The sequence below is a fragment of the Lysinibacillus capsici genome (assembly GCF_003367505.1).
GTDB classification, from domain to species: domain Bacteria; phylum Bacillota; class Bacilli; order Bacillales_A; family Planococcaceae; genus Lysinibacillus; species Lysinibacillus capsici.
In genome coordinates this window covers 13,351-36,675 of sequence record NZ_PXXX01000008.1, presented here as the reverse complement: position 1 = coordinate 36,675, position 23,325 = coordinate 13,351, and the positions used below count along the sequence as shown (strand labels likewise).

The 23,325-nt window shown below is 36.9% G+C and carries 23 protein-coding genes; 3 read left to right on the top strand and 20 right to left on the bottom strand.

Going from position 1 to position 23,325, the window contains the following annotated elements:
- Window positions 1-42: 42 nt before the first annotated feature.
- A complete protein-coding gene (locus tag C7B89_RS04430) occupies window positions 43-1,503 on the bottom strand; it encodes a peptidoglycan DD-metalloendopeptidase family protein (RefSeq protein WP_066038354.1) in 1,461 nt (486 codons plus the stop codon).
- 377 nt (window positions 1,504-1,880) lie between these two features.
- On the opposite strand from C7B89_RS04430, the gene C7B89_RS04425 reads away from it, so the two are divergent.
- A complete protein-coding gene (locus tag C7B89_RS04425) occupies window positions 1,881-2,744 on the top strand; it encodes a YitT family protein (RefSeq protein WP_181574674.1) in 864 nt (287 codons plus the stop codon).
- 43 nt (window positions 2,745-2,787) lie between these two features.
- Here C7B89_RS04425 and C7B89_RS04420 read toward each other — a convergent pair whose 3' ends face one another.
- The 8 genes from C7B89_RS04420 to rpsF all read right to left on the bottom strand — a co-directional run bounded on the left by C7B89_RS04420 (window position 2,788) and on the right by rpsF (window position 10,492).
- On the bottom strand, window positions 2,788-4,077 hold the full coding sequence (locus tag C7B89_RS04420; RefSeq protein WP_004233375.1) for an adenylosuccinate synthase: 1,290 nt from the start codon (window positions 4,075-4,077) through the stop codon (window positions 2,788-2,790).
- A 244-nt stretch (window positions 4,078-4,321) separates the two neighbouring features.
- A complete protein-coding gene (gene dnaB, locus C7B89_RS04415) occupies window positions 4,322-5,683 on the bottom strand; it encodes a replicative DNA helicase (RefSeq protein ID WP_004233370.1) in 1,362 nt (453 codons plus the stop codon).
- A 13-nt stretch (window positions 5,684-5,696) separates the two neighbouring features.
- A complete protein-coding gene (gene rplI, locus C7B89_RS04410) occupies window positions 5,697-6,143 on the bottom strand; it encodes a 50S ribosomal protein L9 (RefSeq protein WP_004233368.1) in 447 nt (148 codons plus the stop codon).
- The gene (locus C7B89_RS04405; RefSeq protein WP_004233367.1) at window positions 6,143-8,113 is read right to left on the bottom strand and encodes a DHH family phosphoesterase; all 1,971 of its coding nucleotides are present in this window, start codon (window positions 8,111-8,113) and stop codon (window positions 6,143-6,145) included. The genes rplI and C7B89_RS04405 overlap by 1 nt, the downstream gene beginning before the upstream one ends.
- A 13-nt stretch (window positions 8,114-8,126) precedes the next feature.
- Window positions 8,127-9,068 (bottom strand): YybS family protein, encoded by a 942-nt coding sequence (locus tag C7B89_RS04400; protein ID WP_048395235.1) that lies wholly within the window; start codon window positions 9,066-9,068, stop codon window positions 8,127-8,129.
- A gap of 249 nt (window positions 9,069-9,317) precedes the next feature.
- On the bottom strand, window positions 9,318-9,554 hold the full coding sequence (gene rpsR, locus C7B89_RS04395; RefSeq protein WP_012296211.1) for a 30S ribosomal protein S18: 237 nt from the start codon (window positions 9,552-9,554) through the stop codon (window positions 9,318-9,320).
- 40 nt (window positions 9,555-9,594) lie between these two features.
- Window positions 9,595-10,161: a single-stranded DNA-binding protein gene (gene ssb, locus C7B89_RS04390; RefSeq protein WP_054548816.1), complete on the bottom strand. Its 567-nt coding sequence runs from the start codon at window positions 10,159-10,161 to the stop codon at window positions 9,595-9,597.
- A gap of 43 nt (window positions 10,162-10,204) precedes the next feature.
- Window positions 10,205-10,492, bottom strand: a complete 288-nt coding sequence (rpsF, locus tag C7B89_RS04385) for a 30S ribosomal protein S6 (RefSeq protein WP_016992320.1) — start codon at window positions 10,490-10,492, stop codon at window positions 10,205-10,207.
- Between the two features lie 176 nt (window positions 10,493-10,668).
- Here rpsF and C7B89_RS04380 point away from each other — a divergent pair, with 176 nt between their 5' ends.
- A complete protein-coding gene (locus C7B89_RS04380; RefSeq protein ID WP_103119041.1) occupies window positions 10,669-11,238 on the top strand; it encodes a DUF3267 domain-containing protein in 570 nt (189 codons plus the stop codon).
- Window positions 11,239-11,306: 68 nt separating this feature from the next.
- Here C7B89_RS04380 and C7B89_RS04375 read toward each other — a convergent pair whose 3' ends face one another.
- From C7B89_RS04375 to C7B89_RS04360, 4 genes are all read right to left on the bottom strand, one after another.
- On the bottom strand, window positions 11,307-12,347 hold the full coding sequence (locus tag C7B89_RS04375; RefSeq protein WP_115673216.1) for an acyl-CoA dehydrogenase family protein: 1,041 nt from the start codon (window positions 12,345-12,347) through the stop codon (window positions 11,307-11,309).
- A gap of 85 nt (window positions 12,348-12,432) precedes the next feature.
- Window positions 12,433-13,533 (bottom strand): redox-regulated ATPase YchF, encoded by a 1,101-nt coding sequence (gene ychF, locus C7B89_RS04370; RefSeq protein WP_016994923.1) that lies wholly within the window; start codon window positions 13,531-13,533, stop codon window positions 12,433-12,435.
- Window positions 13,534-13,630: 97 nt separating this feature from the next.
- Window positions 13,631-13,831, bottom strand: a complete 201-nt coding sequence (locus C7B89_RS04365; protein ID WP_048395226.1) for a DUF951 domain-containing protein — start codon at window positions 13,829-13,831, stop codon at window positions 13,631-13,633.
- Window position 13,832: 1 nt separating this feature from the next.
- Complete coding sequence (locus tag C7B89_RS04360; protein ID WP_048395224.1) at window positions 13,833-14,705, bottom strand: mechanosensitive ion channel family protein; 873 nt, start codon at window positions 14,703-14,705, stop codon at window positions 13,833-13,835.
- Window positions 14,706-14,796: 91 nt separating this feature from the next.
- Between C7B89_RS04360 and yyaC the strand changes: the two genes are divergently transcribed.
- The gene (gene yyaC, locus C7B89_RS04355; RefSeq protein WP_048395222.1) at window positions 14,797-15,429 is read left to right on the top strand and encodes a spore protease YyaC; all 633 of its coding nucleotides are present in this window, start codon (window positions 14,797-14,799) and stop codon (window positions 15,427-15,429) included.
- Here yyaC and C7B89_RS04350 read toward each other — a convergent pair.
- The 7 genes from C7B89_RS04350 to mnmE form a co-directional block, all read right to left on the bottom strand.
- Window positions 15,349-16,062, bottom strand: a complete 714-nt coding sequence (locus tag C7B89_RS04350) for a DUF554 domain-containing protein (RefSeq protein ID WP_048395220.1) — start codon at window positions 16,060-16,062, stop codon at window positions 15,349-15,351. The two genes, yyaC and C7B89_RS04350, sit on opposite strands and share 81 nt — an antisense overlap.
- 78 nt (window positions 16,063-16,140) lie before the next feature.
- Window positions 16,141-16,989, bottom strand: a complete 849-nt coding sequence (locus C7B89_RS04345) for a ParB/RepB/Spo0J family partition protein (RefSeq protein WP_115673215.1) — start codon at window positions 16,987-16,989, stop codon at window positions 16,141-16,143.
- Entirely contained in the window at window positions 16,982-17,743 is a 762-nt protein-coding gene (locus C7B89_RS04340) for a ParA family protein (protein WP_048395216.1), read from the bottom strand. The genes C7B89_RS04345 and C7B89_RS04340 overlap by 8 nt, the downstream gene beginning before the upstream one ends.
- 223 nt (window positions 17,744-17,966) lie before the next feature.
- A complete protein-coding gene (gene noc / locus C7B89_RS04335; protein ID WP_115673214.1) occupies window positions 17,967-18,866 on the bottom strand; it encodes a nucleoid occlusion protein in 900 nt (299 codons plus the stop codon).
- Window positions 18,867-19,045: 179 nt separating this feature from the next.
- Entirely contained in the window at window positions 19,046-19,762 is a 717-nt protein-coding gene (gene rsmG / locus C7B89_RS04330; protein ID WP_066038358.1) for a 16S rRNA (guanine(527)-N(7))-methyltransferase RsmG, read from the bottom strand.
- 115 nt (window positions 19,763-19,877) lie between these two features.
- Complete coding sequence (mnmG, locus tag C7B89_RS04325) at window positions 19,878-21,770, bottom strand: tRNA uridine-5-carboxymethylaminomethyl(34) synthesis enzyme MnmG (protein ID WP_048395211.1); 1,893 nt, start codon at window positions 21,768-21,770, stop codon at window positions 19,878-19,880.
- A gap of 27 nt (window positions 21,771-21,797) precedes the next feature.
- Window positions 21,798-23,183 carry a tRNA uridine-5-carboxymethylaminomethyl(34) synthesis GTPase MnmE gene (mnmE, locus tag C7B89_RS04320; protein WP_054548811.1) on the bottom strand — a complete coding sequence of 462 codons (1,386 nt, stop codon included), beginning with the start codon at window positions 23,181-23,183 and terminating at the stop codon, window positions 21,798-21,800.
- Window positions 23,184-23,325: the final 142 nt, after the last annotated feature.

Genomic DNA, 23,325 nt, shown 5'->3' with positions numbered 1-23,325 from the left:
AAAGACAGTCCATTATTCGGACTGCCTTCTATTCAACATGTTTTATCGGCCTACATAAGATAACGGATTTTCTAATGAACCGTTCTTTTCAACTTCAAAGTGCAAATGTGTACCTGTCGAATTTCCAGTGGAACCCATAATACCAATCACAGAACCTTTTTCCACTACTTGTCCGACTTCAACATTAATTGAAGATAAATGTCCATAAAGTGTTGTAAAACCATTATTGTGATTAATAACAATACGATTACCATAGGTGCCAGAAGTGCCAGCAGCAACAACTACACCATTATCAGCAGCTAAAATATTATAGTTACTTGGTCGAGCGATATCAATACCACGATGGAAGGCTCCCCAACGTTCACCCATACCACTTGAAATATAGCCCCCGACTGCTGGCCATGCAAATTCTCCAGTTCCACGTGAAGAAATAACCTTTGTACCAACTACTTCAATTTCATCTACTGGTTGTTGAAGTATTTTTTCCTCTAAGGCAACTTTTGATGTCTGTGTACCATTTTCAGATGTTAATGCATAAGTTGTTTCTTTTTTTCCATTAACACCTTCTTGCTTGATGACCTTTTCACCTTTATACATAGTAGGATCTTCTTCAATTACTTTTTTAAACGGAATGACTTCCGCAACTTTCTTTTCCTTTTTTACTTCAAGTGTCACAAATGGCTTTGCCACAGTAACATTTAATTCTTGTCCAATTTGTAAAACTGTATCTACTGTGATATCCGGATTTAGAGCTAGTAGTTCACTTGTTGTTAAATTATGTTTTTTAGCAACTGACCCTAACACGTCTCCTGATTCAATTTTATATGTTTCTTGCTCAAGATAGCCTGTCATTAAAAACTTCACGGCTTGCTCAGGTGATAATATATCAGTGGGTGTCACTTTTTGTGATAACCCTGAAACTCCTTGTTTAAAGGAAACATTTAGAAGTCTAGACTCACCATCTTTTAATTCTGGTAGATTATTGCTAGCTTGGCGTTTTGATAAGTTATCTAATTCTTGCTGAGAAACATATTGTAGCTTTAACATTTGAACAGTTTTCTCATAAGCTTCCGTATTCTTTAGTGATACTACTGGTTTGTGATTTACTAATAATGTAAAGGCATCTGATTTGGCCACTAAAGATTGCTTAAGTTTTGATAATGTTTCTGCATCTTTTGTTTCATTTGTAAATACTTGTTCTGGGATTATTTTAACAGCTGAGCTAGCATCAATGGATAAACCTTTGAATTGCTGACTTGCCACTTTTTCTTTTGATGCAATTATTTCTTGAATTGCTTTCTCATCAGATACTGCACCAATATATTCATTCCCCACATATACGTGGTAAATTTTATTTAAGTTTTCTTTGTTATATTCCTTAGCAAATCCCATGTTAATCGTTAGGCTTGTCATTAAAACTACAATGATTGAAGCCTTTTTAAAAGAAGAAAAATTGTAGGTGAATCTATTGTTTTCTTCTTTTCTTTTCCAAAACGAATTCATCAATAAAGCCCCTTCCAACTTTACCCTACTGTAGGATGATTTACCCACAAGGATTTTTTGCACCCCTATAATGTACCATAAAGAAAATGACGTTTGAACGATTTCACTCTTTTGTAATGTAAATGTATTATTTATCTACTTATTGTTACATAGAATATATTTTATATAGTTTATAAATACTGTAATTTTATTCATATATTGGTTCTTAAAATTCAATTTAACTATCATCGGTATACTATTCTCAAATTTTTTCAAGTGAATTTTGACTTAATACTTTTTACTTTTTTAATATTCCGATAAAATATATATAGAAGGTACACTATTTGATTGGAGCGATTAAATTGAGTGATTCACAAACCTCTGAGATCACAACAAAGATGTTGAGACCTCAGAAAAATAGCATACGTAAAGTTTTTGCAAGAATTATTATGGTTTCGCTAGGCGCGATTATAATGGCATTGGGCTTGGAACTGTTTTTAGTACCCAACCACATTATGGATGGTGGCATCGTAGGTGTTTCCATTATCACATCTCATTTATTAAAATTACCCCTTGGTATTTTCATCTTCATTTTAAACTTACCTTTTATTTTTTTAGGCTATAAACAAATTGGTAAAACCTTTGCATTGTCCACAGGTCTAGGTATTACCGTACTCTCATTTTCAACACTCGCCTTACATAATATCCATCCATTTACGGAAGACACATTATTGGCAACAGTCTTTGGAGGAATGATTTTAGGAGTTGGTGTCGGAATTGTCATTCGTTATGGAGGTTCATTGGATGGAACTGAAATATTAGCTATTTTAGCTAATAGCAAAACACCTTTTTCAGTTGGAGAAATCATCATGTTCTTCAATATCATTATTTTTACGGTGGCAGGATTTATTTTTAATTGGGAGCAAGCCATGTACTCCATCATTGCATACTATATTGCCTATAAAATGATTGATATTGTTATTCAAGGATTGGAAGAATCTAAATCGGTTTATATCATAAGTGATGACATTGATGAAATTGGACAAACGATTATGGATCGACTTGGTCGTGGCGTTACTTTCCTTCACGGAGAGGGAGCTTATACGGGGAATGACAAGAAAGTCATATTTACCGTTATTACTCGTTTAGAAGAATCTAAATTGAAAACAATCGTCGCTGAAATAGATGACAATGCTTTTCTAGCCATCGGTAATATCGCCGAGGTAAAAGGTGGTCGCTTTAAGAAGAAAGATATTCACTAAAAAAGGGCATGCCGCATTTGGCACGCCCTTTCATTTTATTTTATTATGCTTCCCAAACGTCCACTAACACGTTTGTTTGCTCACGTGCAGGTCCAACAGAGAAAGTAGCAATTTGAATGCCCGTTAGTTCGCTGATACGCTCCACATAGCGGCGTGCATTTTCAGGTAGCTCTTCTAAAGTTCTGCAGCTTGTTACATCTTCAGACCAGCCTGGAAGCTCCTCATAAATCGGCTCACATTGTTCAATAATATGAAGGTTTGCTGGATACTCTGTGATTGTTTCACCTTTATAGTTATAGGCTGTACAAATTTTTACTGTTTCTAAGCCCGATAAAACATCGATAGAGTTAAGAGCAAGATGAGTAATGCCACTTACACGGCGTGAGTGACGAACAACGACTGTGTCGAACCAGCCTACACGACGTGGACGACCTGTTGTTGTACCATATTCGCGACCAACCTCACGAATTTGTTGGCCTACTTCATCGAACAACTCCGTTGGGAATGGTCCATCTCCTACTCGAGATGTATAGGCCTTAGATACACCAATAACGCTTGTTACGCGTGATGGCCCAACACCTGCACCAATCGCTACTCCCCCAGCAACAGGATTTGAAGATGTTACATATGGATACGTACCTTGATCGACATCAAGTAAAATTCCTTGTGCACCTTCGAATAGCACTTTACCGCCCTCATCAAGGACATCGTTCAAAATTTTAGACGTGTCCGTAACATACTTAGCAATTTCTTGTCCGTAACCATAGTATTCCTCGAAAATTTCTTCGAATGTTACGCCTTCAACTTCATAGAATTTCTCAAATAACTTATTTTTAATGGCTAAATTATGACGTAGTTTTTCCTCAAAGATTTCCTTATCAAGTAAGTCAGCCATACGGATCCCAATACGTGCTACTTTATCTTGATAACAAGGTCCAATACCTTTACAAGTTGTGCCGATTTTATTGTCTCCACGACTTTCTTCATCCGCAATATCTTGTTTAATATGATAAGGCAAAATCACATGTGCACGATTAGAAATACGTAGATTATCTGTATTAATACCACGCTCTTGTAAACCTTTAAGCTCTGTTACTAATGATTTTGGATTCACAACTAATCCATTACCAATTACTGAAGTTTTATCTTTATAGAAGATCCCTGATGGAATTAAATGTAATTTATAAGTTTCACCATCAATTTTAATGGTATGTCCTGCATTATCTCCACCGGCAAAACGAGCGATGGCATCGGCTTTGTGCGAAAGGAAATCTGTAATTTTACCTTTTCCTTCGTCTCCCCACTGTGTTCCTACAACTACTACTGATGTCATAATCAGCACCTCCGTTAGATACCTTTGTATCTCAATTTTCAAGCCTCAATTATTGTAACAATGATAGAAACAACTCGTCAATAAAAAATAGCGAAAAAACACGAACATAAAATCAAAAAATCTGATTCAACGTTCGTGTTTAATAACAGAATGGTATGAATATTATCGAACATTCAGATTAATTTAATCTAAGGGTAATATTTCATTACTAATAGGCAACTTATCTGAATGACGAGTAACTTGACTAATCACGTGGCGGTGGAGGTGGCATTTGTGACCAATCCACATTAATGAATTTATTGAATTCTTTTTTAAAGGCCAATGTAACAGTTCCTGTTGGACCATTACGTTGTTTCGCAATGATAATTTCGATCATATTTTTATTCTCAGATTCTTTATCGTAATAATCATCACGGTATAAAAACGCAACAATATCAGCATCTTGCTCAATACTTCCCGATTCACGTAAGTCACTCATCATTGGCCGTTTATCTTGTCGTTGCTCAACACCACGAGATAACTGTGATAACGCAATAACAGGTACCTTTAATTCACGGGCTAATCCCTTTAAAGAACGGGAAATCTCTGATACCTCTTGCTGACGGTTTTCTCCTGGCTTGCCGCTCCCCTGAATCAACTGTAAATAATCAATTAAGATCATTCCTAGTCCATTCTCCTGAGCTAAACGACGACATTTTGCACGGATTTCATTGATACGTACACCTGGAGTATCATCAATAAAAATCCCTGAATTCGATAAACTACCCATTGCCATAGTTAGTTTACCCCAATCTTCTGTAGTTAAAGCACCTGTACGTAAAACTTGTGCATCTATATTTCCTTCTGCACAAAGCATACGCATGACCAGTTGCTCTGCACCCATCTCTAAAGAAAAGATTGCAACATTTTCACGAGCTTGTACAGCAACACTTTGCGCAACATTCAATGCAAAGGCTGTTTTCCCTACAGATGGACGAGCAGCAACAATGATTAAATCATTGCGTTGAAAGCCTGCAGTAATGTTATCTAAATCACGGAAACCAGTCGGGATACCTGTTACTTCTCCCTTTTGTGATTGCAGTTGCTCAATATTATCGAAAGTTTCCACTAGCACATCTTTAACATGCTTAAAGTCACCTGCATTCTTTCGATTGGCAACCTCCATCATTTTCTTCTCTGCCTCGCCTAATAATGCCTCTACTTCGTCTTCACGGGTATAGCCGTCCTCGACAATTTTCGTAGCCACTCGAATCAATCGACGTAAGAGGGCCTTTTCCTCAACGATTTTGGCATAATGAGCGACATTGGCAGCTGTAGGGACAGCATTGGCGAGCTCTAGTAAATAAGAAAGCCCGCCAACGTCCTCAATCTCTTTTTTAGCTGATAATTCTTCTGTAACTGTTACAACATCTATCGCTTTTCCTTGATCACTCAAGCGCAACATCGTTTCGAAAATTTTCTTATGGGCATTTAAATAAAAATCATCTGCCAATAAAATTTCTGATGCTGTTATTAATGCCTGTGGCTCAAGGAAGATAGCACCGATAACCGATTGCTCCGCCTCCCGGTTATGCGGTGGAACGCGGTCCATCATCGGTTCACTCATGGATTGTCGCTCCTTATTCTTCCGTTACATGTACTTTTAACGTTGCTGATACTTCATGATGTAGTTTTACAGGAACATTTGTAAAGCCAAGTGAACGAATCCCATCAGGTAAAGTCATTTTACGTTTGTCAATTTTAATGCCGTGCACTTTTTGTAATGCATCAGCAATTTGCTTTGTAGATACTGAGCCAAATAAGCGGCCACCATCACCTGATTTTGCTTTTAGCTCAACTGTTAGTGCTTCTACTTTTTCCTTTAATGCTTGTGCTTCAGCTAATTCGGCAGCAGCATTTTTGGCCTCTAATTTCTTTTGCCCCTCTATTTGGCTTAAAGCTTGCGCATTTGCTTCCGCTGCATAGCCATTCTTGATTAAGAAATTTTGTGCATAGCCATCAGCTACGTTTTTAATTTCACCTTTTTTTCCTTTTCCTTTAACGTCTTTTAAAAATACTACTTTCATTAGTCAGAACTCCCTTCAAAGACCTCATTTATGGCCTCTTCTAAATGTTTTTTCACACCATCGATGGATTTAGCATCTATTTGGCAGGCAGCATTCGTTAAATGTCCACCGCCGCCAAGCCTCTCCATAATTAGCTGTACATTGACCTCGCCAAGTGATCGTGCACTTATACCAATTTTGCCATCTGCCCGATGTGCAATGACAAAGGATGCACTAACATCCTTCATCGTTAGTAATATATCGGCTGTTTGCGCAATTAAGACAGAGTCATACACTTTTGATTCCTCACCTACAGCAACAGCTACTCCTGGTTTTACGAACTTAACTGTTTGCACAATTTTGGAGCGCTCTATATATGTGTCCACGTCCTCCTTCAAGAGACGTTGGACCAATACTGTATCGGCACCATTTGTTCGTAAGTAAGAAGCTGCTTCAAATGTACGTGCTCCTGTTCGAAGTGTAAAGCTTTTGGTATCAACGATAATACCCGCTAGTAATGCAGTAGCTTCTAGCATATTAATTTTTGCACGCTTCGGCTGATATTCTAGTAACTCTGTCACTAGCTCTGCTGTGGATGACGCATATGGCTCCATATAAACGAGTGTAGGATTTTCGATAAAGTCCTCACTTCGACGATGATGGTCGATTACAACCACCTTTTCAGCTAATTTCAATAGGTGTGCATCAATTACTAAATTCGGCTTATGTGTATCAACAATAACGAGCAACGATTTCTCAGTCATTTTACCAGCGGCTTCCTCTGGTGTAAGGAAATTTTCATAGAAATCTGATTTACTCTCTATTTCATTCATTAATCGTGTAACGCTACCATTTAATTCATCAAAATTGATAATGACATAACCCTTTACATCATTCATTTGTGCCATTTTCCGTACACCTACAGAAGCACCAATGGAGTCCATGTCAGGATTTTTATGTCCCATAACAAACACTTGGTCACTGTCTTGAATTAAATCGCGTAATGCATGTGAAATAACGCGCGCTCTAACACGTGTACGTTTTTCGACTGGATTTGTTTTTCCACCATAGAATTTAAGTTTTCCAGTAGGTTGCTTTATCGCTACTTGGTCTCCACCCCGTCCTAATACAAGATCAAGACTGGATTGTGCCAACTCACCAAGCTCCACTAATGAGGATGATCCAGCTCCTACACCAATACTTAATGTTAATGATAAATTCTTTTGAGCTGTTTTTTCTCGAATGGTATCTAATATAGCAAATTTTTTCTTTTCTAGCTCCGTTAAAATGGATTCATTTAAGACTGCTAAGAAACGATCTGATGATATTCGTTTGACAAATACACCATGCTCTGCAGCCCATTCATTGACAATTGAAGTAACCATTGTGTTGGTTAAACTACGTGGTTGATCGTCCATGGCTTGCGTGATTTCATCGTAATTATCGACAAACAATATAGCGATTACTGTACGGTCTGCATAGTATTGCTTTTCAATGGCAATCTGTTCAGTTATATCAAAGAAATACAGTAGTCGTTCCTCTTTTTTATAATAAACACGATATTTCCGATCACGTAGTGTAATCGTCGCCTCATTAGTCTCCTCGGTCTTCATTAATACATAGATGTCATCAGATATATTTACAATACCTTCTCCAACTAATGATTCCATATTTAAAATGCCTTGCATATATGGATTAGACCATTCGATTTCATACTGCTCATTAACCAGCAGTATCCCAATTGGCATTTCAAGCAGTGCCTCTTCCCCTACTTTTTTCATACGGAAGGAGATAGATTCAATGTGCTTTTCTGTTTCCTCAAAAGCTATCTTCTCTACTTTCCATGTGTAGGCCATCAGTAAAACAAAACCTACACCATAACCGATACCTATCCCGATATTCCAAATACATAGAAGCACGAACGTCACAGTTCCAAATATGGAAAGAACAAAAAGCGGATAGCGAATTGGTCGTTTTCTAAATGTCCCCATTACAATCAGCCCCTTATTCTTTAGTCTTCCCCTTTACAAGTGAACGTACGTCAAAACCTAAATCAACAATACCGAGTAAGATCATAAAGGATGATAATGGAATTGCTAATAAAGTTGCTACCCATTTAACTCCATTTGGCATCCCCTTTTTAGAGATAAAATAATGGATAAAAGATATTCCTTGTAAAATCAGTAACAACCATAAAATATAAGAAACATTTAATACAATAATATCTAGCGTAGAGCCAGCCTCAGGACGCATGAATAAATTAATACATAAAATGATCATGTAATACCATAAAATAGAGCGTGGTAATCTCATATTTTGGAATGGAGCAAATTTTGGAACATCTACCCCTAGTCGTTTTAGAGCTGGTAAATTGACTGTAATGATAATAAATGCAGCAAAAAATGCTGAGATTGTTATCGTTGCAGGCATAGTCAGTTCAATTGTTTTAAACATTGCCTCAAGCTGCTCTGGATTAATGGCTACTTGGCCTGTTACATTCTTCGCAAATTCATTAGATTGCTCATAATTTTTACGTGCCATCTCTAAACTCATGCTTATGAAGTCAATCCCTGAAAGCTTTACATAAGCAACATAAACAATTGCCATCGAAAGGAGATTAGCAATCCCCGTTGACATAAATAAATAAAGCTTACTCTTCTTCAAATAAATGGCGTTACCCATAACGACACCTACTAGCCCTAAAATAAAGGCAAATGGCAGCATGGATATTCCACTCGTTATAGTGGTTAGGATACAGCCTACTATTGCTACGAGTATTGATGTGGAACGCTTGTAATTTGCGCTATACCAAGCAATCGGTAGTGGAGCGAATAATAAAGCTACTATAAAGATGAATGGTACATATGCAGAAATTAGCATCAAAATTGTAAAAAGTGCAACCATCATTGAGCCTTGTACAAGCGCTTTTGTTTGATTATTCGGCATTGAAAACCTTCCTTTTTTTCAGTCAAACTTACTACCCTTTATTGTACCATTTTTTCATAGTATTGAACAAAAATCACTTAGATCACTATGTACATTGTCATTATTTTTTCAATTTTAATTCGAACTTTTACCTAACTAGCTGATAATTTTCTTTTTAACCATAACAAAAAACCAGCATACCGATACGAATATCGTAATATGCTGGTAGTTAAAATTGATGTAAGGTCAGTTACCTTAACGTCATCAATCTTATTTATCTTCTGCTACGAATGGAAGTAATCCCATGATACGAGATACTTTGATAGCTGAAGTTAATTTACGTTGGTACTTAGCGCTAGTGCCAGTTACGCGACGTGGTAAAATTTTACCGCGCTCAGAGATGAATTTTTTTAATAAATCTACATCTTTATAGTCGATATGCGTAATGTTATTAGCAGTGAAGTAGCAAACTTTACGGCGTTTGCGGCCTCCGCGACGTGGTGCCATAGTGTGTCTCCTCCTTATCTTTTTTTATCATTTAGAAGCATTAGAATGGAAGATCATCCTCAGATACTTCTATTGGCCCTTTGCTATTCGCAAATGGATCCTCATCTACACGTGTATAATTCGGCTGATTCATAGGTGGTTGATTTTGCTGATACGAATCGCCGCCATAGGAACCCTGCCCTGGCATAGCGCCACTAAACTGTTGTTGTGGTTGACCACCGCCATATGACGGTTGGTTATTACCGTAAGTTTGTCCACCATATTGAGGAGCAGGAGCACCGCTACCATTACGGGGTTCTAAAAACTGTACGCTATCCGCCACGACATCTGTTGTGTATACTCGCTTACCATCTTGTCCTTCATAACTGCCTGTCTGGATACGACCTTCTACCCCAATTAAACTTCCTTTTCGCATGAAGTTCGCTAGGTTTTCAGCCTGTTTACGCCAAGCAACACAGCTAATGAAATCAGCTTCGCGTTCACCTTGTTGATTTGAGAATGCACGGTTTACAGCTACTGTAAATCTTGTAGACGCAACTCCATTCGGTGTATAACGTAGCTCAGGATCTTTTGTTAGTCTTCCAACTAATACGACACGGTTAATCATCAGAATACAACCTCCTTTTCAGCGTTTTGTAAAAAATTAATTATTAAGCTTCTTCGCGAACTGCAATGTGGCGAATGATGTCTTCGCTGATGTTAGCAAGACGTGTATACTCGTTGATTGCATCTGAAGTAGCGTTTACTTTTACGATTTGGTAGTAACCTTCGCGGAAGTCTTGAATTTCATAAGCTAAGCGGCGTTTGCCCCACTCTTTTGATTCGATGACTTCTGCACCGTTAGAAGTTAACATTTCGTTGAAACGTTCAACTAAAGCTTTCTTCGCTTCGTCTTCAATGTTCGGACGTACGATGTACATTAATTCGTATTTTCTCATCTGTTTACACCTCCTTATGGACTTAGGCTCTCCTAATTAAGGGAGCAAGGAGCAAGTAATTAATTATTACTCACATCAATGAATTGTAACATATAGGTACATGTCTTTCAAGTCACAAACTAATAATTCGTTATATAATGGCAGTATATTTCATTATCTATGAAAGGAGTGCCTTCATGTTAACCAACGATAAGGAGCCTATCGTTATCGAATTAGATTTAAAGAAGTTAATGATCGACAATTTTGTGATTACAAGTGGTCTTGTCATATTATTTATTGCCATTCAATATATTTGCTTTAAAGATTTCCATTTTTCTTTTTGGAAGATGATTGGTGGCACAGCACTATTTGTTGTGCTGTATATAATTTTTATTATCCTACACGAGGCTTTTCATTTAATTGGCTTTATGATTTTTGGCAGAGTTCCCTTTAAAGCTTTAAAATATGGCATAAATTTAGAGCAAGGTATTGCCTATGCAACTACTGAGCAACCTCTCCCCAACCATGCTATGAAAAAAGCTTTATTACTGCCATTCTGGACGACTGGAGTACTTCCAACCATTGTTGGGTTTTATCTTAACAGTACTGTTTTAATATTGATAGGGGCGGTGTTAATAGCTGGAGCTGTAGGCGATTTTGCCATGTATAAAGAGCTACGTAAATATCCACGTAATGCTATCGTACAGGATGATCCTAAATTACCAAAGCTGTATGTTTATCTATTGCAGGAAAAGGATCATCATTAAAATAAGACTACATAATTAAATAGAATCTGTAGATTAGAAATGAACAACTACAGATTCTATTTAATACTTTAAGGAGTTAAAAATCCATGCTGGGCTGCTGTATATAAATTTCTCCAAATACGGTTAATCATAGATGTTTCTGTAATAGCATCCATACCAAGACAGCGTATTAAATTATTCGCTATCTCTAAGCAAGCAGCAGCTATATCCTTAGCCAATTGAGTAAATTGTGATAATTCCTCTTCCGTTAATTGTTCACCTTTTTGATGCTGTTGCCAAAAGACAGATAATGTTGCATAAAACTGTTCCTCGCATTGCTTGAAACGTTTATGCTGCTGCATCAATAAAAATTGGAAGGCTCCAATTCGCTCAGTTCTGCTTCCATCATGATTTCGTTGCTTTATTAAAGCAAAAGCTTCTTCTAAAAAATTCTCTGTCATCCCAAGACAAACGCCTAAAAAAGAAGCCTCTGCAAAAGTGGTAAATGGAAAGCTATGTACTGAATTGCCATAATCATTTCTGATGACCCCTAATTGAAAAGTAGCTTCCTGTGGTACCCAAACATTGTTTACACGGATTGTATGACTAGCTGTTGCCTTTAAACCCATTGCAGACCAATCATTCAAAATTTCTACATCATGTGGATTTACTGAGCAGCTAATAATTTTTTCGGTTTTGATACCATCTTCTTCAATTAAACAATTCATCGTAAATGTTGATGCATAATTAGAACCACTACAATACTTCCATTGCCCTGTTACATAATAGCCTCCAATTGTTTTTACAGCTATCCCTGTTGGATATCCACTACCTGCTATAACTGCTTCTTTAGGAGAATAGATTTTTTCACAAATTTCCTTACTGAATGTTGGAATAAATGCGTTTCCACCTGTACCAATAGTAATGAGCCATCCAAAATTGCCATCAAGTGCAGACATCTGTTGAAATATCTTTACACCTTCTACTAAATTTAAATCCATACCACCTAATTCTCTTGGAGTGAACAATTTGAATAATCGTTGTTCATAAATATAATCTAAGACATCTTGTGGTAACATCCCCAGTTGCTCAAACTCTAAACCACGTTCCTTAATTTGCACAGGATTCATTCATAAGTCGCCTCCATACATTAAAAATTCTGATAACTAAGCAATCGAAAAAGGGCAACCATTTTAGATTGCCCTTGTAAGTTTTTTATACATTAAAGCGGAATAACATAATATCGCCATCTTGTACTTCATATTCTTTACCTTCAAGACGTACTTTACCAGCTTCCTTAGCCGCTGCTTGCGAACCTGCCTCAAGAAGATCATCATATGCCACTGTTTCTGCACGAATAAAGCCGCGCTCAAAGTCAGTATGAATAATACCTGCACATTGAGGTGCTTTCATTCCTTTACGGAACGTCCAGGCACGTACCTCCTGTACACCTGCAGTGAAGTAAGTAGCTAGTCCTAATAAGTCATAAGAAGTACGAATTAGTTGATCTAAACCAGATTCTTTAATTCCTAATTCTTCTAAGAACATAGCTTTTTCTTCATCATCTAACTCAGAAATTTCTTCTTCGATTTTTGCACAAATAGTAATGACCTGTGCACCTTCAGCGGATGCATACTCACGTACTTTTTTCACATACTCGTTGTTGTCTGCATCTGCTACTTCATCTTCTGAAACGTTTGCTACATAAAGCATTGGTTTAATTGTTAGTAGATGAAGACCTTTAATTACCTTTAATTCATCATCTGATAGCTCAGCTGCTCTAGCTGGTTTACCGTTTTCTAGTTGCTCTTTAATTTTTAGAAGCACTGGCTCTTCTATCATAGCCTCTTTATCTTTTTGTTTCGCCATTTTGCTAACTCGTTGTAAACGTTTATCCACAGATTCTAAGTCAGCTAGTGCAAGCTCTAGATTAATAACTTCAATATCGTCAATTGGATCTACTGCACCAGAAACGTGAGTAATGTTTTCGTCTACAAAACAACGTACTACCTGACAAATTGCGTCTACTTCACGAATATGAGCTAGGAACTTATTTCCTAATCCTTCACCCTTGGAAGCACCTTTAACAATTCCAGCGATATCTGTAAATTCAAATGCAGTTGGCACAGTTTTTTTCGGTACCACTAATTCTGTTAATTTATCTAAACGTGCATCAGGTACTTCAACTATACCAACGTTTGGATCAATCGTTGCGAATGGATAGTTTGCAGCCAATGCGCCCGCTTTTGTTATTGCGTTAAATAATGTTGATTTTCCAACGTTAGGTAAACCAACGATTCCAGCTGTTAATGCCATGGATGGACACAACCTTTCTATACTCAGTTCAAATTTTCTCTCTTATAACCTTATCTATTATATTGATTCACCCAGAAAAAGTCTAATATGCCTGATGTTACGACTCTTCCGCAGAAAATAAAACCTTTTTCATTTTTTTCTCAAATTCACGACGTGGAATCATGACACTATGCTGACATCCTTCGCATTTGATACGTACATCCGCCCCCATACGAATAATTTTCCATTTATTAGTACCGCATGGATGTTGTTTTTTCATTTCAACAATATCGTTTAAACCAAATTTTTTTGCCTCCATCTTACACACTTCTCCCCTCATCTTTGCCATAGAACATCATTTTTGGATAGACCATTGGTATATTATTTTCTTCAAAGAGTTTCGTAATATCGCGGCGTATGGTACGTGCTACTCCATATTGTTGCTGCGGTAATGTTTCAGCAGCTATACGAATGGTTACTTCTGTCCCTTTAACATTTTGCACACCTAGAAATACCGGAGCTGCAATTAATTCTTTATGCATCTTAGGCAATGTCTCTAAATACTTATTAATAACCCCTTCTGCTTTCTCAAAATCAGCATCCGTGGCCATTTGTAAATCTATAAAGATTTTGGAGTTGTTAACAGAATAATTGACGACTTCGCCTATGGCACCATTGGGAATGATGAACTGTTCACCAGTAGCACCATTAATTTTTGTTGTACGTAAGCCAATTTCTACAACTGTACCTTCTGCAGCATTTATTTTTATATAATCCCCTACACCAAACTGGTCTTCAAAAATAATAAAGAATCCAGTAATAACATCCTTTACTAAGCTTTGAGCACCAAAACCTATTGCTAAACCAACAATTCCTGCACCCGCTAATAAACCTGCTACCTTTATATTTAAGGAAGAAAGTATACCAATGATTGCAGAGAAATAAACGACATAGGAAATCACGCTTTGTAATAATCTTGAAATTGTTCGTTGGCGTCGCTCTGAGTGGCTCAATGGTGAACGCATACGGATTAAAAACACCTTTTTAATAAATTTTTTACCTAATCTTACAGCGATCCACGATACTAATAGAATGAGCAAAATTTCTATAGATGCATCAATAACCTTTTCCCAAAGATCCTCAGATGTGAGCTTGTCCCAGTATTTTTCCATTAACTTTTTATTCTTTTCCATCATTACCACCTCTTGAATAACTTGCTAAAAATTTGCGTATACTGCATAAAAATTGAGCACTTCTAAAAATAAAAAGAAAGTGAGTTTTTTTATGAATACTATACCAAATTTGTTACTACCTTATTCCCTTCATCATGAGAGTAAAAATGCTGTTTGGCAATTAAGTACATTATTTTTAGAACATATACCGTTTCATCATGAAAGACTAATTTTTTGTTGTATTGGCAGTGACCGATGTACGGGTGATACACTTGGTCCATTAACTGGTAGCTTTTTAAAAAAATCTGTTAGCTTTCCTTATGAAATTGTAGGTTCCTTAGAAGACCCTTTACATGCTCTAAACCTAGATTCTACAATGCAACAGCTACACAATCATACTACAAAACCATTCATTATTGCGATTGATGCCTGTCTCGGCAGTGAGCAAAATGTTGGTCATATTTCAGTTCAAAGTGGACCCATTTTCCCTGGAAAAGCTGTAAAAAAAGAATTACCCCCAATTGGAGACATTTCCGTGAAAGGAATCGTCAATATTGGAGGCTTTATGGAAATGCTTGTTTTACAAAATACCAGACTTCATATTTCTTATGCAATGGCTGAAAAGCTTTCAAGAGCATTATTACTGGCTGCTCATCGTTATTCACTAAAAAATGTAGAAGATAGCCACCATAATACCAACAATGACGATACCTGGAAGCAAGTTAGCAGCTTTGATCTTAGCTAAGCCTGCAATGTTTAACCCTATTGCCATAATCATAACCCCGCCAACAGCTGTCATTTCTGTAATGAACATTTGTAGTGCGGCATCAGGGATAAAGGAACTTATAACACCTGCAAAAAGAGCTATTAATCCTTGATAAACAAAGACAGGTACAGCGGATAGCATTACACCTATACCTAATGTCGAGGCTAGAATAATGGATGTAAATCCATCTATTAATCCTTTAGTAATGAGTACATTATGATCATTACGAAGACCACTATCAAGAGCACCTATAACAGCCATTGATCCTACAACAAAAATTAGGGAGGCAGTTACAAAGCCCTCTGCTATGCTAATTTGATTTTGGTCATCCCGTTTTGTACGAAATAAACTCTCTACCCATTTACCTAGACGATTCATTTGTTTATCTAAATCTAACCACTCACCTATTACTGTACCTACCACTAAACTTACTACCAATATAATAAAATTATCACTTTCAAAGCCCATTTTTATCCCTAATAATGTGACGGCTAAACCAATAATAGAAAGAACCGTAGATTTCATAGATTCAGGAAGATTTTTAAAAATGCGCCCTACTAATGCTCCTACTATAATTAACACAGCATTTATTAATGCCCCTAGTAATACCACACTTAAGCCTTCTTTCTCTCTAAAAAATAGAGAGCGCCTATTTGCTTGGCGCTCTGATTAAGTTATAGAAATATTATTTTATTCTTCTTGTATGTTTAATATTTCCAATATTCGTTCTAAATCATCTTCAGAATAAAATTCAATTTCTATTTTCCCTTTATTGCTTGTTTTCTTTATTTGAACATTTGTTCCAAAGTAGTCTCGTAATTGTGACTCCTTTGCCGTTACAAAGATATCTTTTTTCTTAGGAGGGATTGTTTCACGTGAAACTTCTTCATTTAAGTTTTGCACTAATAATTCAACTTGACGTACGTTCAATCCTAAATTTATTACCTTATTAGCCACTTCTGATATTCTTCTTTTATTTTTTAAGCCGAGTAATGCCCGTCCTTGCCCCATCGATAAAGTTCCATCATTCATCAGTTTACGTACATCTTCTGGTAATGCCAGTAGCCGAACGTGATTGGCAATATGTGGTCTACTTTTTCCTAATCGCTTCGATAACTCTTCCTGAGTTAAATGTAAGTTTTCCATTAAACTCTGATAGGCTTCTGCTTCTTCAATAACAGTTAAATCCTCACGTTGGAGATTTTCTAAAATAGCAAGCTCCATCATTTGTGCATCTGTTAGCTCTTTTATAATGACAGGAATAACCTCGAGGCCAGCTAATAGACAAGCTCTGTAACGACGCTCTCCCGCAACAATTTCAAACTTGCGTGCTTTTTTACGCACAGCAATTGGTTGCAAAATTCCATGTTCTTTAATAGAATCAGCTAATTCTTGTAAACTTTCTTCATCGAAAATTTTACGTGGCTGAAATGGGTTCGCAACAATTAAATCTAATTGGATTTCTTCCACTTGACCACTGTGTTCTAAAGACTCTCCTGGAAATAATGCCCCAATACCCTTTCCTAGACCTTTAGCCATTTTTAATCACTTCCCTCGCCATCTCTAAATAAACTTCTGCACCTCTAGATTTTGCATCATAAGTGATGATTGGTTGACCATGACTTGGTGCCTCACTTAATCGCACATTACGGGGGATTATTGTTTTATATACTTTATCTTGGAAATATTTTTTCACTTCCTCAATAACTTGTAAGCCTAAGTTTGTGCGTGCATCTAGCATTGTTAATAAAACGCCATCGATGTAAAGCTGTTGATTCAAATGCTTTTGAACGAGGCGAACTGTTGATAGTAATTGACTTAATCCTTCCAATGCATAATATTCACATTGTACAGGAATAATAAGCGCATCTGAAGCTGTTAACGCATTGATTGTTAAAAGCCCTAAAGATGGTGGACAGTCAATAATTATATAATCGAAATCCTCTTTCACATTTTGTAAAGCATGTTTTAAACGTACTTCTCTGGAAATAGTCGAAACCAATTCAATTTCTGCACCTGCAAGTGAGATAGTTGCTGGCACGATAGATAAATTTTCAACATTTGTTTTTTGAATGACATTTTGAACATCTTCATCATCAATGAGCACATCATAAATACAACCCTGTATTTCTCCTTTATTAATACCAAGTCCACTTGTTGTATTCCCCTGCGGATCAGTATCAATTAAAAGCACTTTCTTACCTAAGTATGCTAGGCAAGCGCTCAAATTGACCGAAGTTGTTGTTTTACCTACGCCACCCTTTTGATTGGCGATTGCTATAATTCTACCCATTTAAAAGCACCTGCTTTCATCTATCAAAGTTTACTTTGACAAATCATTTGTAAAATCACTATTTAATCCGCTATCTAACTTTCATTCTATCAAAAAATTTGAAGAGAGTTGTATAAAATATTAAGAATAAATACAAAAAAGGAGATATCTCTATTAATCTTCTGAGATATCTCCCCTGTACAGTGATAAATTTGATCATAAATTATTTTTCTAAAATAATTTATTACACTTTTTTCTTTTTAGGAATCTTCACTGTAATTTGATAGTATTCTTCTGTATCTTCTTCTTCAGTTTTCACCGTAATCCCACTTTTCGTTACCATCGTTAAAGACTGTTTGATGGTATTCAAAGCAATACGTACATCTTTACTTATAGCTTTACGTTTCGGTTTAGCTTTCTTTGGAATTGATTCTTCCTGCTCATCAACTATAGGATGTAATATAGCCTGGATTTGCTCCTCTAACTGTCGCACATTCCAATCATTTTCAATTGCTAGCTGCAAAATTTCTAGTTGCAATGGTTGATCTTTAATAGCAATTAATGCACGTGCATGTCGTTCAGATATTTTTCGCTTCAAAATAGCTTGCTGTACTTCATCTGGCAGCCTTAATAAACGTAATTTGTTGGCTACAGTGGATTGTCCTTTTCCAAGTCTTTGGGCAAGAGCTTCCTGTGTTAGCTCATGAAGCTCTAATAATTTTTGATAGGCTACCGCTTCTTCAATAGCAGTTAACTCCTCACGCTGCAAGTTCTCTATTAACGCAATAGATGCTGTTTCCTTATCAGTTAAATTACGTACAATAGCAGGGACTTCTGTCCATTGTAGCTTTTTCATCGCTCGATAACGACGCTCACCAGCGATAATTTCATATTGATTGTCTGATATTTTACGTACAACAATTGGCTGAATCACACCATGTGTATGAATGGTTCTTGATAATTCTTCAATTTTTTCATCATCAAAAATAGTACGTGGCTGAAAACGGTTAGGTACAATTTGATCAATAGGCAACTTTATGACTTCTTCCGCTGCATGAACCGCCTCTGCTTGTTCTACTTCATTTTTCACAATAGGCTCTGTTTTACTTCCGCCTCCAAAAAAACGTGAAAAAGGACTTTTCATCCAAGTGGCACCACCTTTAAGTAACTATCTTGCTCTGTGTCATTCTATTATTATTTATTATATTTCTTTAAATGTATATAGTTCATAGATGTCTTTTGCGTGAACCATCCATAACTAGTATGTATGCTCAAAATAGAAAAAATATTTTCCACTTTGAGAAGTTTCACATGAAACACTAATTATTGAATCGGTGTTTTATTTGGTACACCTGGCTTACGCGGATATTTTTTCGGTGTTCCTTTTATTTTATCAAATATATATAAAATGCGTTCACTTTCTTCAACAGGTAGCTTGAAAGAAAATTCCTCTCTCAGTTTAACACCCAATGTTGTTAAAGCTTTTTTAGCATCCTTTAGTTCTTCTGCCCCAGCTGCGGCTTTTAAAGCAACAAAATATCCATCTTGTTTCGCTAAAGGTACACATAACTCTGCTAGAACGGATAAACGAGCTACAGCTCGTGCTGTTACCACATCAAATTGTTCGCGGTATTTTAAATTTTGGCCAAACTCTTCCGCGCGAGCATGTACAAAATGCATATTCTCTAATTGTAACTCATCACTTAAATGATTTAAAAAGGTAATTCTTTTATTTAAGGAGTCGACAATTGTAACTTGTAAATGTGGGAAACAGATTTTAATTGGGATACTTGGGAAACCAGCTCCTGCTCCAACATCACAAACAGTTATGACTTTTGAAAAATCAAAGTAAAATGAAGGACTAATCGAATCGAAGAAATGCTTTAAATACACGCCTTCTAAATCTGTAATGGCAGTTAAATTCATCTTTTCATTCCACTCAACAAGTAATTCAAAATACTTTTTAAATTGAGCAATCTGTATATCAGAAAGTTCGATACCTTTCTCTTTCAGAGCCTCAATAAATTGTTGTTCGTTCATGTAAAGTCTCCTTTGTTGATCTAGCTATACAACTCCAACTAATAGTATAGCTTTAAAAATAGGAAGCGGGCACAATGGTATGCCCGCCTCTTATTCACTTTACTGTTGTTGATGATCAGCTGCTTACTTTCGCAATTTTACCTTGTTCAATATAAACAAGCAGAATTGAAATATCAGCTGGATTAACACCAGAAATACGAGAGGCTTGCGCAATAGATAGAGGTGTAACTTGTTTTAATTTTTGACGCGCTTCTGTTGCTAAACCTGAAATAGCATCGTAATCAATATTCTCAGGAATTTTTTTATTTTCCATTTTGTGTAGTTTCTCTACCTGTTGCAATGCTTTTTCGATATAGCCTTCATATTTAAGCTGGATTTCAATTTGTTCTTTCACTTCATCCGCCAATTCGATTTCTGCCGGAATTAAAGAAGAGATTAACTCATAGTGCATTTCAGGGCGTTTTAATAAGTCTGCACCACGTATACCGTCTTTTAATTCACTACCACCAACAGAACGAATAACAGATTGTGTCGCTTCATTTGGCTTAATAATGACTTCACGAAGACGTGCAATTTCATTTTCAATCAGCTCTTTTTTCTCATTGAAACTAGCATATCTTTCTTGTGGAATCATCCCCATATTGTAAGCTAACTCTACTAATCGTAGATCTGCATTATCGTGACGTAATAGTAAACGATATTCTGCACGAGATGTTAATAAACGATATGGCTCATTTGTTCCTTTTGTCACTAGGTCATCGATCAAAACGCCAATATAAGCATCCGAACGGCTCAAAATTAATTCGTCTTTACCTAGTACATTAGCAGCAGCATTCATGCCCGCCATTAAGCCTTGCGCGGCAGCTTCTTCATAGCCAGATGTGCCGTTGATTTGACCCGCTGTATATAAGCCTTTAATACGTTTTGTTTCTAAAGTTGGCCATAGTTGTGTTGGCACAATTGAATCGTATTCAATAGCATAACCAGCGCGCATCATTTCCGCATTCTCTAAGCCAGGTATAGATTTTAGTAAACGTGTTTGAACATGCTCTGGTAGGCTTGTTGACAAACCTTGAACATAAACCTCACGTGTATTGCGGCCTTCTGGCTCTAAGAAGATTTGGTGTCTTGGCTTATCATTAAAACGTACAACTTTATCTTCAATAGATGGGCAATAACGTGGACCTGTCCCTTTAATCATCCCTGAATACATCGGTGAAAGATGTAAATTTGCTTCAATAATTTCATGAGTTTCAGGGCTTGTATATGTTAACCAGCAAGGTAGCTGATCCATGATGAATTCAGTCGTTTCAAAACTAAATGCACGTGGAACATCATCACCTGGTTGAATCTCTGTTTTGTCATAATCTATTGTTCGATTATTCACACGTGGTGGTGTACCTGTTTTAAATCGAACTAGATCAAAACCTAGCTCTTTTAAATTATCAGCTAAGCGAATTGACGGTTGTTGGTTATTAGGACCACTTGAATATTTAATATCACCAATAATGATTTCACCACGTAGGAAAGTACCTGTTGTCACGACAACTGTTTTAGCACGATAAACGGCACCAATTTGTGTAATGACCCCTTTTACTTCCCCATCCTCAATAATTAACTCTTCAACCATCCCTTGATGGATTGTTAAGTTTGGTGTTTCTTCTAATACTCGTTTCATTTCTTGCTGATACAAAACTTTGTCCGCTTGTGCGCGCAATGCACGTACAGCTGGGCCTTTCCCTGTATTCAACATTCGCATTTGAATATGCGTTTTATCTATCACTTTCCCCATGACGCCTCCTAAAGCGTCAATCTCACGTACGACAATTCCTTTGGCAGGACCACCAATAGATGGATTACATGGCATAAATGCAATCATATCTAAATTGATTGTTAGCATTAATGTGTTAGCACCCATTTTAGCTGCGGCATGTGCAGCTTCTGAACCTGCATGACCAGCACCAATCACAATCACATCAAACGTGCCTGCCTCATATTTTGTTGGCATGCTCGTACCTTCCTTTCTTTCTGAAAATTATTTTCCTAAACAGAACTGAGAAAATAGTTGATTGATGAGGCTTTCTTGAACAGTATCACCAATGATTTCGCCAAGTATTTCCCATGTTCTTGTTACATCAATTTGTACCATATCAACTGGTACACCATCCTGTGCAGCTGCTATTGCATCTTCTACCGTTGCTTGTGCTTGGTGTAGAAGGGCAATATGTCTTGCGTTTGAAACATATGTTAAATCGCCCGCTTCGATTTGTCCCTCAAAGAACAATGCAGCAATGGCTTCTTCTAGCTCTGTAATACCTTCCTCTTGTAGCAGAGAAGTTGTTACAATGCGATGGTCACCAGCTAATTCCTTGACACGAGCCAAATCAATTTTTTGCGGTAAATCTGTTTTATTGACAATAACGATGTAATCCATCGCTTCAATTGTTTCGAATAGACGCTCATCCTCAGCAGTTAATTCATCTGCATAGTTTAATACAAACAGAATTAAATCAGCTCCACGAAGAGCTTCCCGTGAGCGTTCTACTCCAATTCGTTCAACAATATCTTCTGTTTCCCGAATACCCGCTGTATCCACTAAACGAAGTGGAACACCTCGGACATTGACGTACTCCTCTATAATATCACGAGTAGTCCCTGCAATATCTGTCACTATGGCCTTATTTTCTTGTACTAAGCTATTTAATAGTGAAGATTTCCCTACATTCGGACGACCTAAAATAACTGTTGATAATCCCTCACGTAAAATTTTTCCTTGAGAAGATGTTTGCAAAAGTTTTATAATTTCATTTTTTACCCATGTACATTTCTCTACTAATACAGGTACAGTCATTTCTTCTACATCATCATACTCTGGATAATCTATATTAACCTCTACTTGGGCTAATGTCTCTAGTAAAGCTTGGCGCAAATCACCAATAAGTCTCGATAATTTTCCATCCATTTGACCCAGAGCCACATTCATCGCACGATCTGTTTTAGCTCTTATCAAATCCATTACTGCTTCAGCCTGTGATAAATCAATACGTCCGTTTAAAAAGGCACGTTTTGTGAATTCACCTGGCTCAGCTAACCTTGCTCCATTTGTTAAAGCAAGTTGCAACACGCGTTTGACTGAAACTAATCCACCATGACAGTTTATTTCAACTACATCCTCACGTGTGAATGTTTTTGGCCCACGCATCAGCGATAGCATTACTTCCTCTACTACCTCATTAGTTTTAGGATCGACTAAATGTCCATAATGAATAGTGTGCGAATCTTTGGTTGTTAAACTTTTTCCCCCGGGTGATTTGAATATTTTGTCTGCAATCGTCACAGCCTCGTCTCCACTTAAACGAACGATGGCTATGGCACCTTCACCCATCGGTGTGGATATCGCAGCAATTGTATCGAACTCCATTTAATGACCTCCTCAACGTTATCCACATGTGGATAATCAAAACCGACCAATACTTACTAACACCTTAGACTAACATATTTTCAGCAAAATCTAAAGTAAGGATCATTTCCAAATGTGGATAAAATCAATTTTTCGCTAATCA

Coding starts and splice junctions, on each gene's coding strand:
- C7B89_RS04430 (WP_066038354.1), bottom strand. CDS start 1,503: ATGAATTCGTTTTGGAAAAGAAAAGAAGAAAACAATAGATTCACCTAC.
- C7B89_RS04425 (WP_181574674.1), top strand. CDS start 1,881: ATGTTGAGACCTCAGAAAAATAGCATACGTAAAGTTTTTGCAAGAATT.
- C7B89_RS04420 (WP_004233375.1), bottom strand. CDS start 4,077: ATGACATCAGTAGTAGTTGTAGGAACACAGTGGGGAGACGAAGGAAAA.
- dnaB (WP_004233370.1), bottom strand. CDS start 5,683: ATGAGTGAACCGATGATGGACCGCGTTCCACCGCATAACCGGGAGGCG.
- rplI (WP_004233368.1), bottom strand. CDS start 6,143: ATGAAAGTAGTATTTTTAAAAGACGTTAAAGGAAAAGGAAAAAAAGGT.
- C7B89_RS04405 (WP_004233367.1), bottom strand. CDS start 8,113: ATGGGGACATTTAGAAAACGACCAATTCGCTATCCGCTTTTTGTTCTT.
- C7B89_RS04400 (WP_048395235.1), bottom strand. CDS start 9,068: ATGCCGAATAATCAAACAAAAGCGCTTGTACAAGGCTCAATGATGGTT.
- rpsR (WP_012296211.1), bottom strand. CDS start 9,554: ATGGCACCACGTCGCGGAGGCCGCAAACGCCGTAAAGTTTGCTACTTC.
- ssb (WP_054548816.1), bottom strand. CDS start 10,161: ATGATTAACCGTGTCGTATTAGTTGGAAGACTAACAAAAGATCCTGAG.
- rpsF (WP_016992320.1), bottom strand. CDS start 10,492: ATGAGAAAATACGAATTAATGTACATCGTACGTCCGAACATTGAAGAC.
- C7B89_RS04380 (WP_103119041.1), top strand. CDS start 10,669: ATGTTAACCAACGATAAGGAGCCTATCGTTATCGAATTAGATTTAAAG.
- C7B89_RS04375 (WP_115673216.1), bottom strand. CDS start 12,347: ATGAATCCTGTGCAAATTAAGGAACGTGGTTTAGAGTTTGAGCAACTG.
- ychF (WP_016994923.1), bottom strand. CDS start 13,533: ATGGCATTAACAGCTGGAATCGTTGGTTTACCTAACGTTGGAAAATCA.
- C7B89_RS04365 (WP_048395226.1), bottom strand. CDS start 13,831: ATGGAGGCAAAAAAATTTGGTTTAAACGATATTGTTGAAATGAAAAAA.
- C7B89_RS04360 (WP_048395224.1), bottom strand. CDS start 14,705: ATGGAAAAGAATAAAAAGTTAATGGAAAAATACTGGGACAAGCTCACA.
- yyaC (WP_048395222.1), top strand. CDS start 14,797: ATGAATACTATACCAAATTTGTTACTACCTTATTCCCTTCATCATGAG.
- C7B89_RS04345 (WP_115673215.1), bottom strand. CDS start 16,989: ATGGCTAAAGGTCTAGGAAAGGGTATTGGGGCATTATTTCCAGGAGAG.
- C7B89_RS04340 (WP_048395216.1), bottom strand. CDS start 17,743: ATGGGTAGAATTATAGCAATCGCCAATCAAAAGGGTGGCGTAGGTAAA.
- noc (WP_115673214.1), bottom strand. CDS start 18,866: ATGAAAAGTCCTTTTTCACGTTTTTTTGGAGGCGGAAGTAAAACAGAG.
- rsmG (WP_066038358.1), bottom strand. CDS start 19,762: ATGAACGAACAACAATTTATTGAGGCTCTGAAAGAGAAAGGTATCGAA.
- mnmG (WP_048395211.1), bottom strand. CDS start 21,770: ATGCCAACAAAATATGAGGCAGGCACGTTTGATGTGATTGTGATTGGT.
- mnmE (WP_054548811.1), bottom strand. CDS start 23,183: ATGGAGTTCGATACAATTGCTGCGATATCCACACCGATGGGTGAAGGT.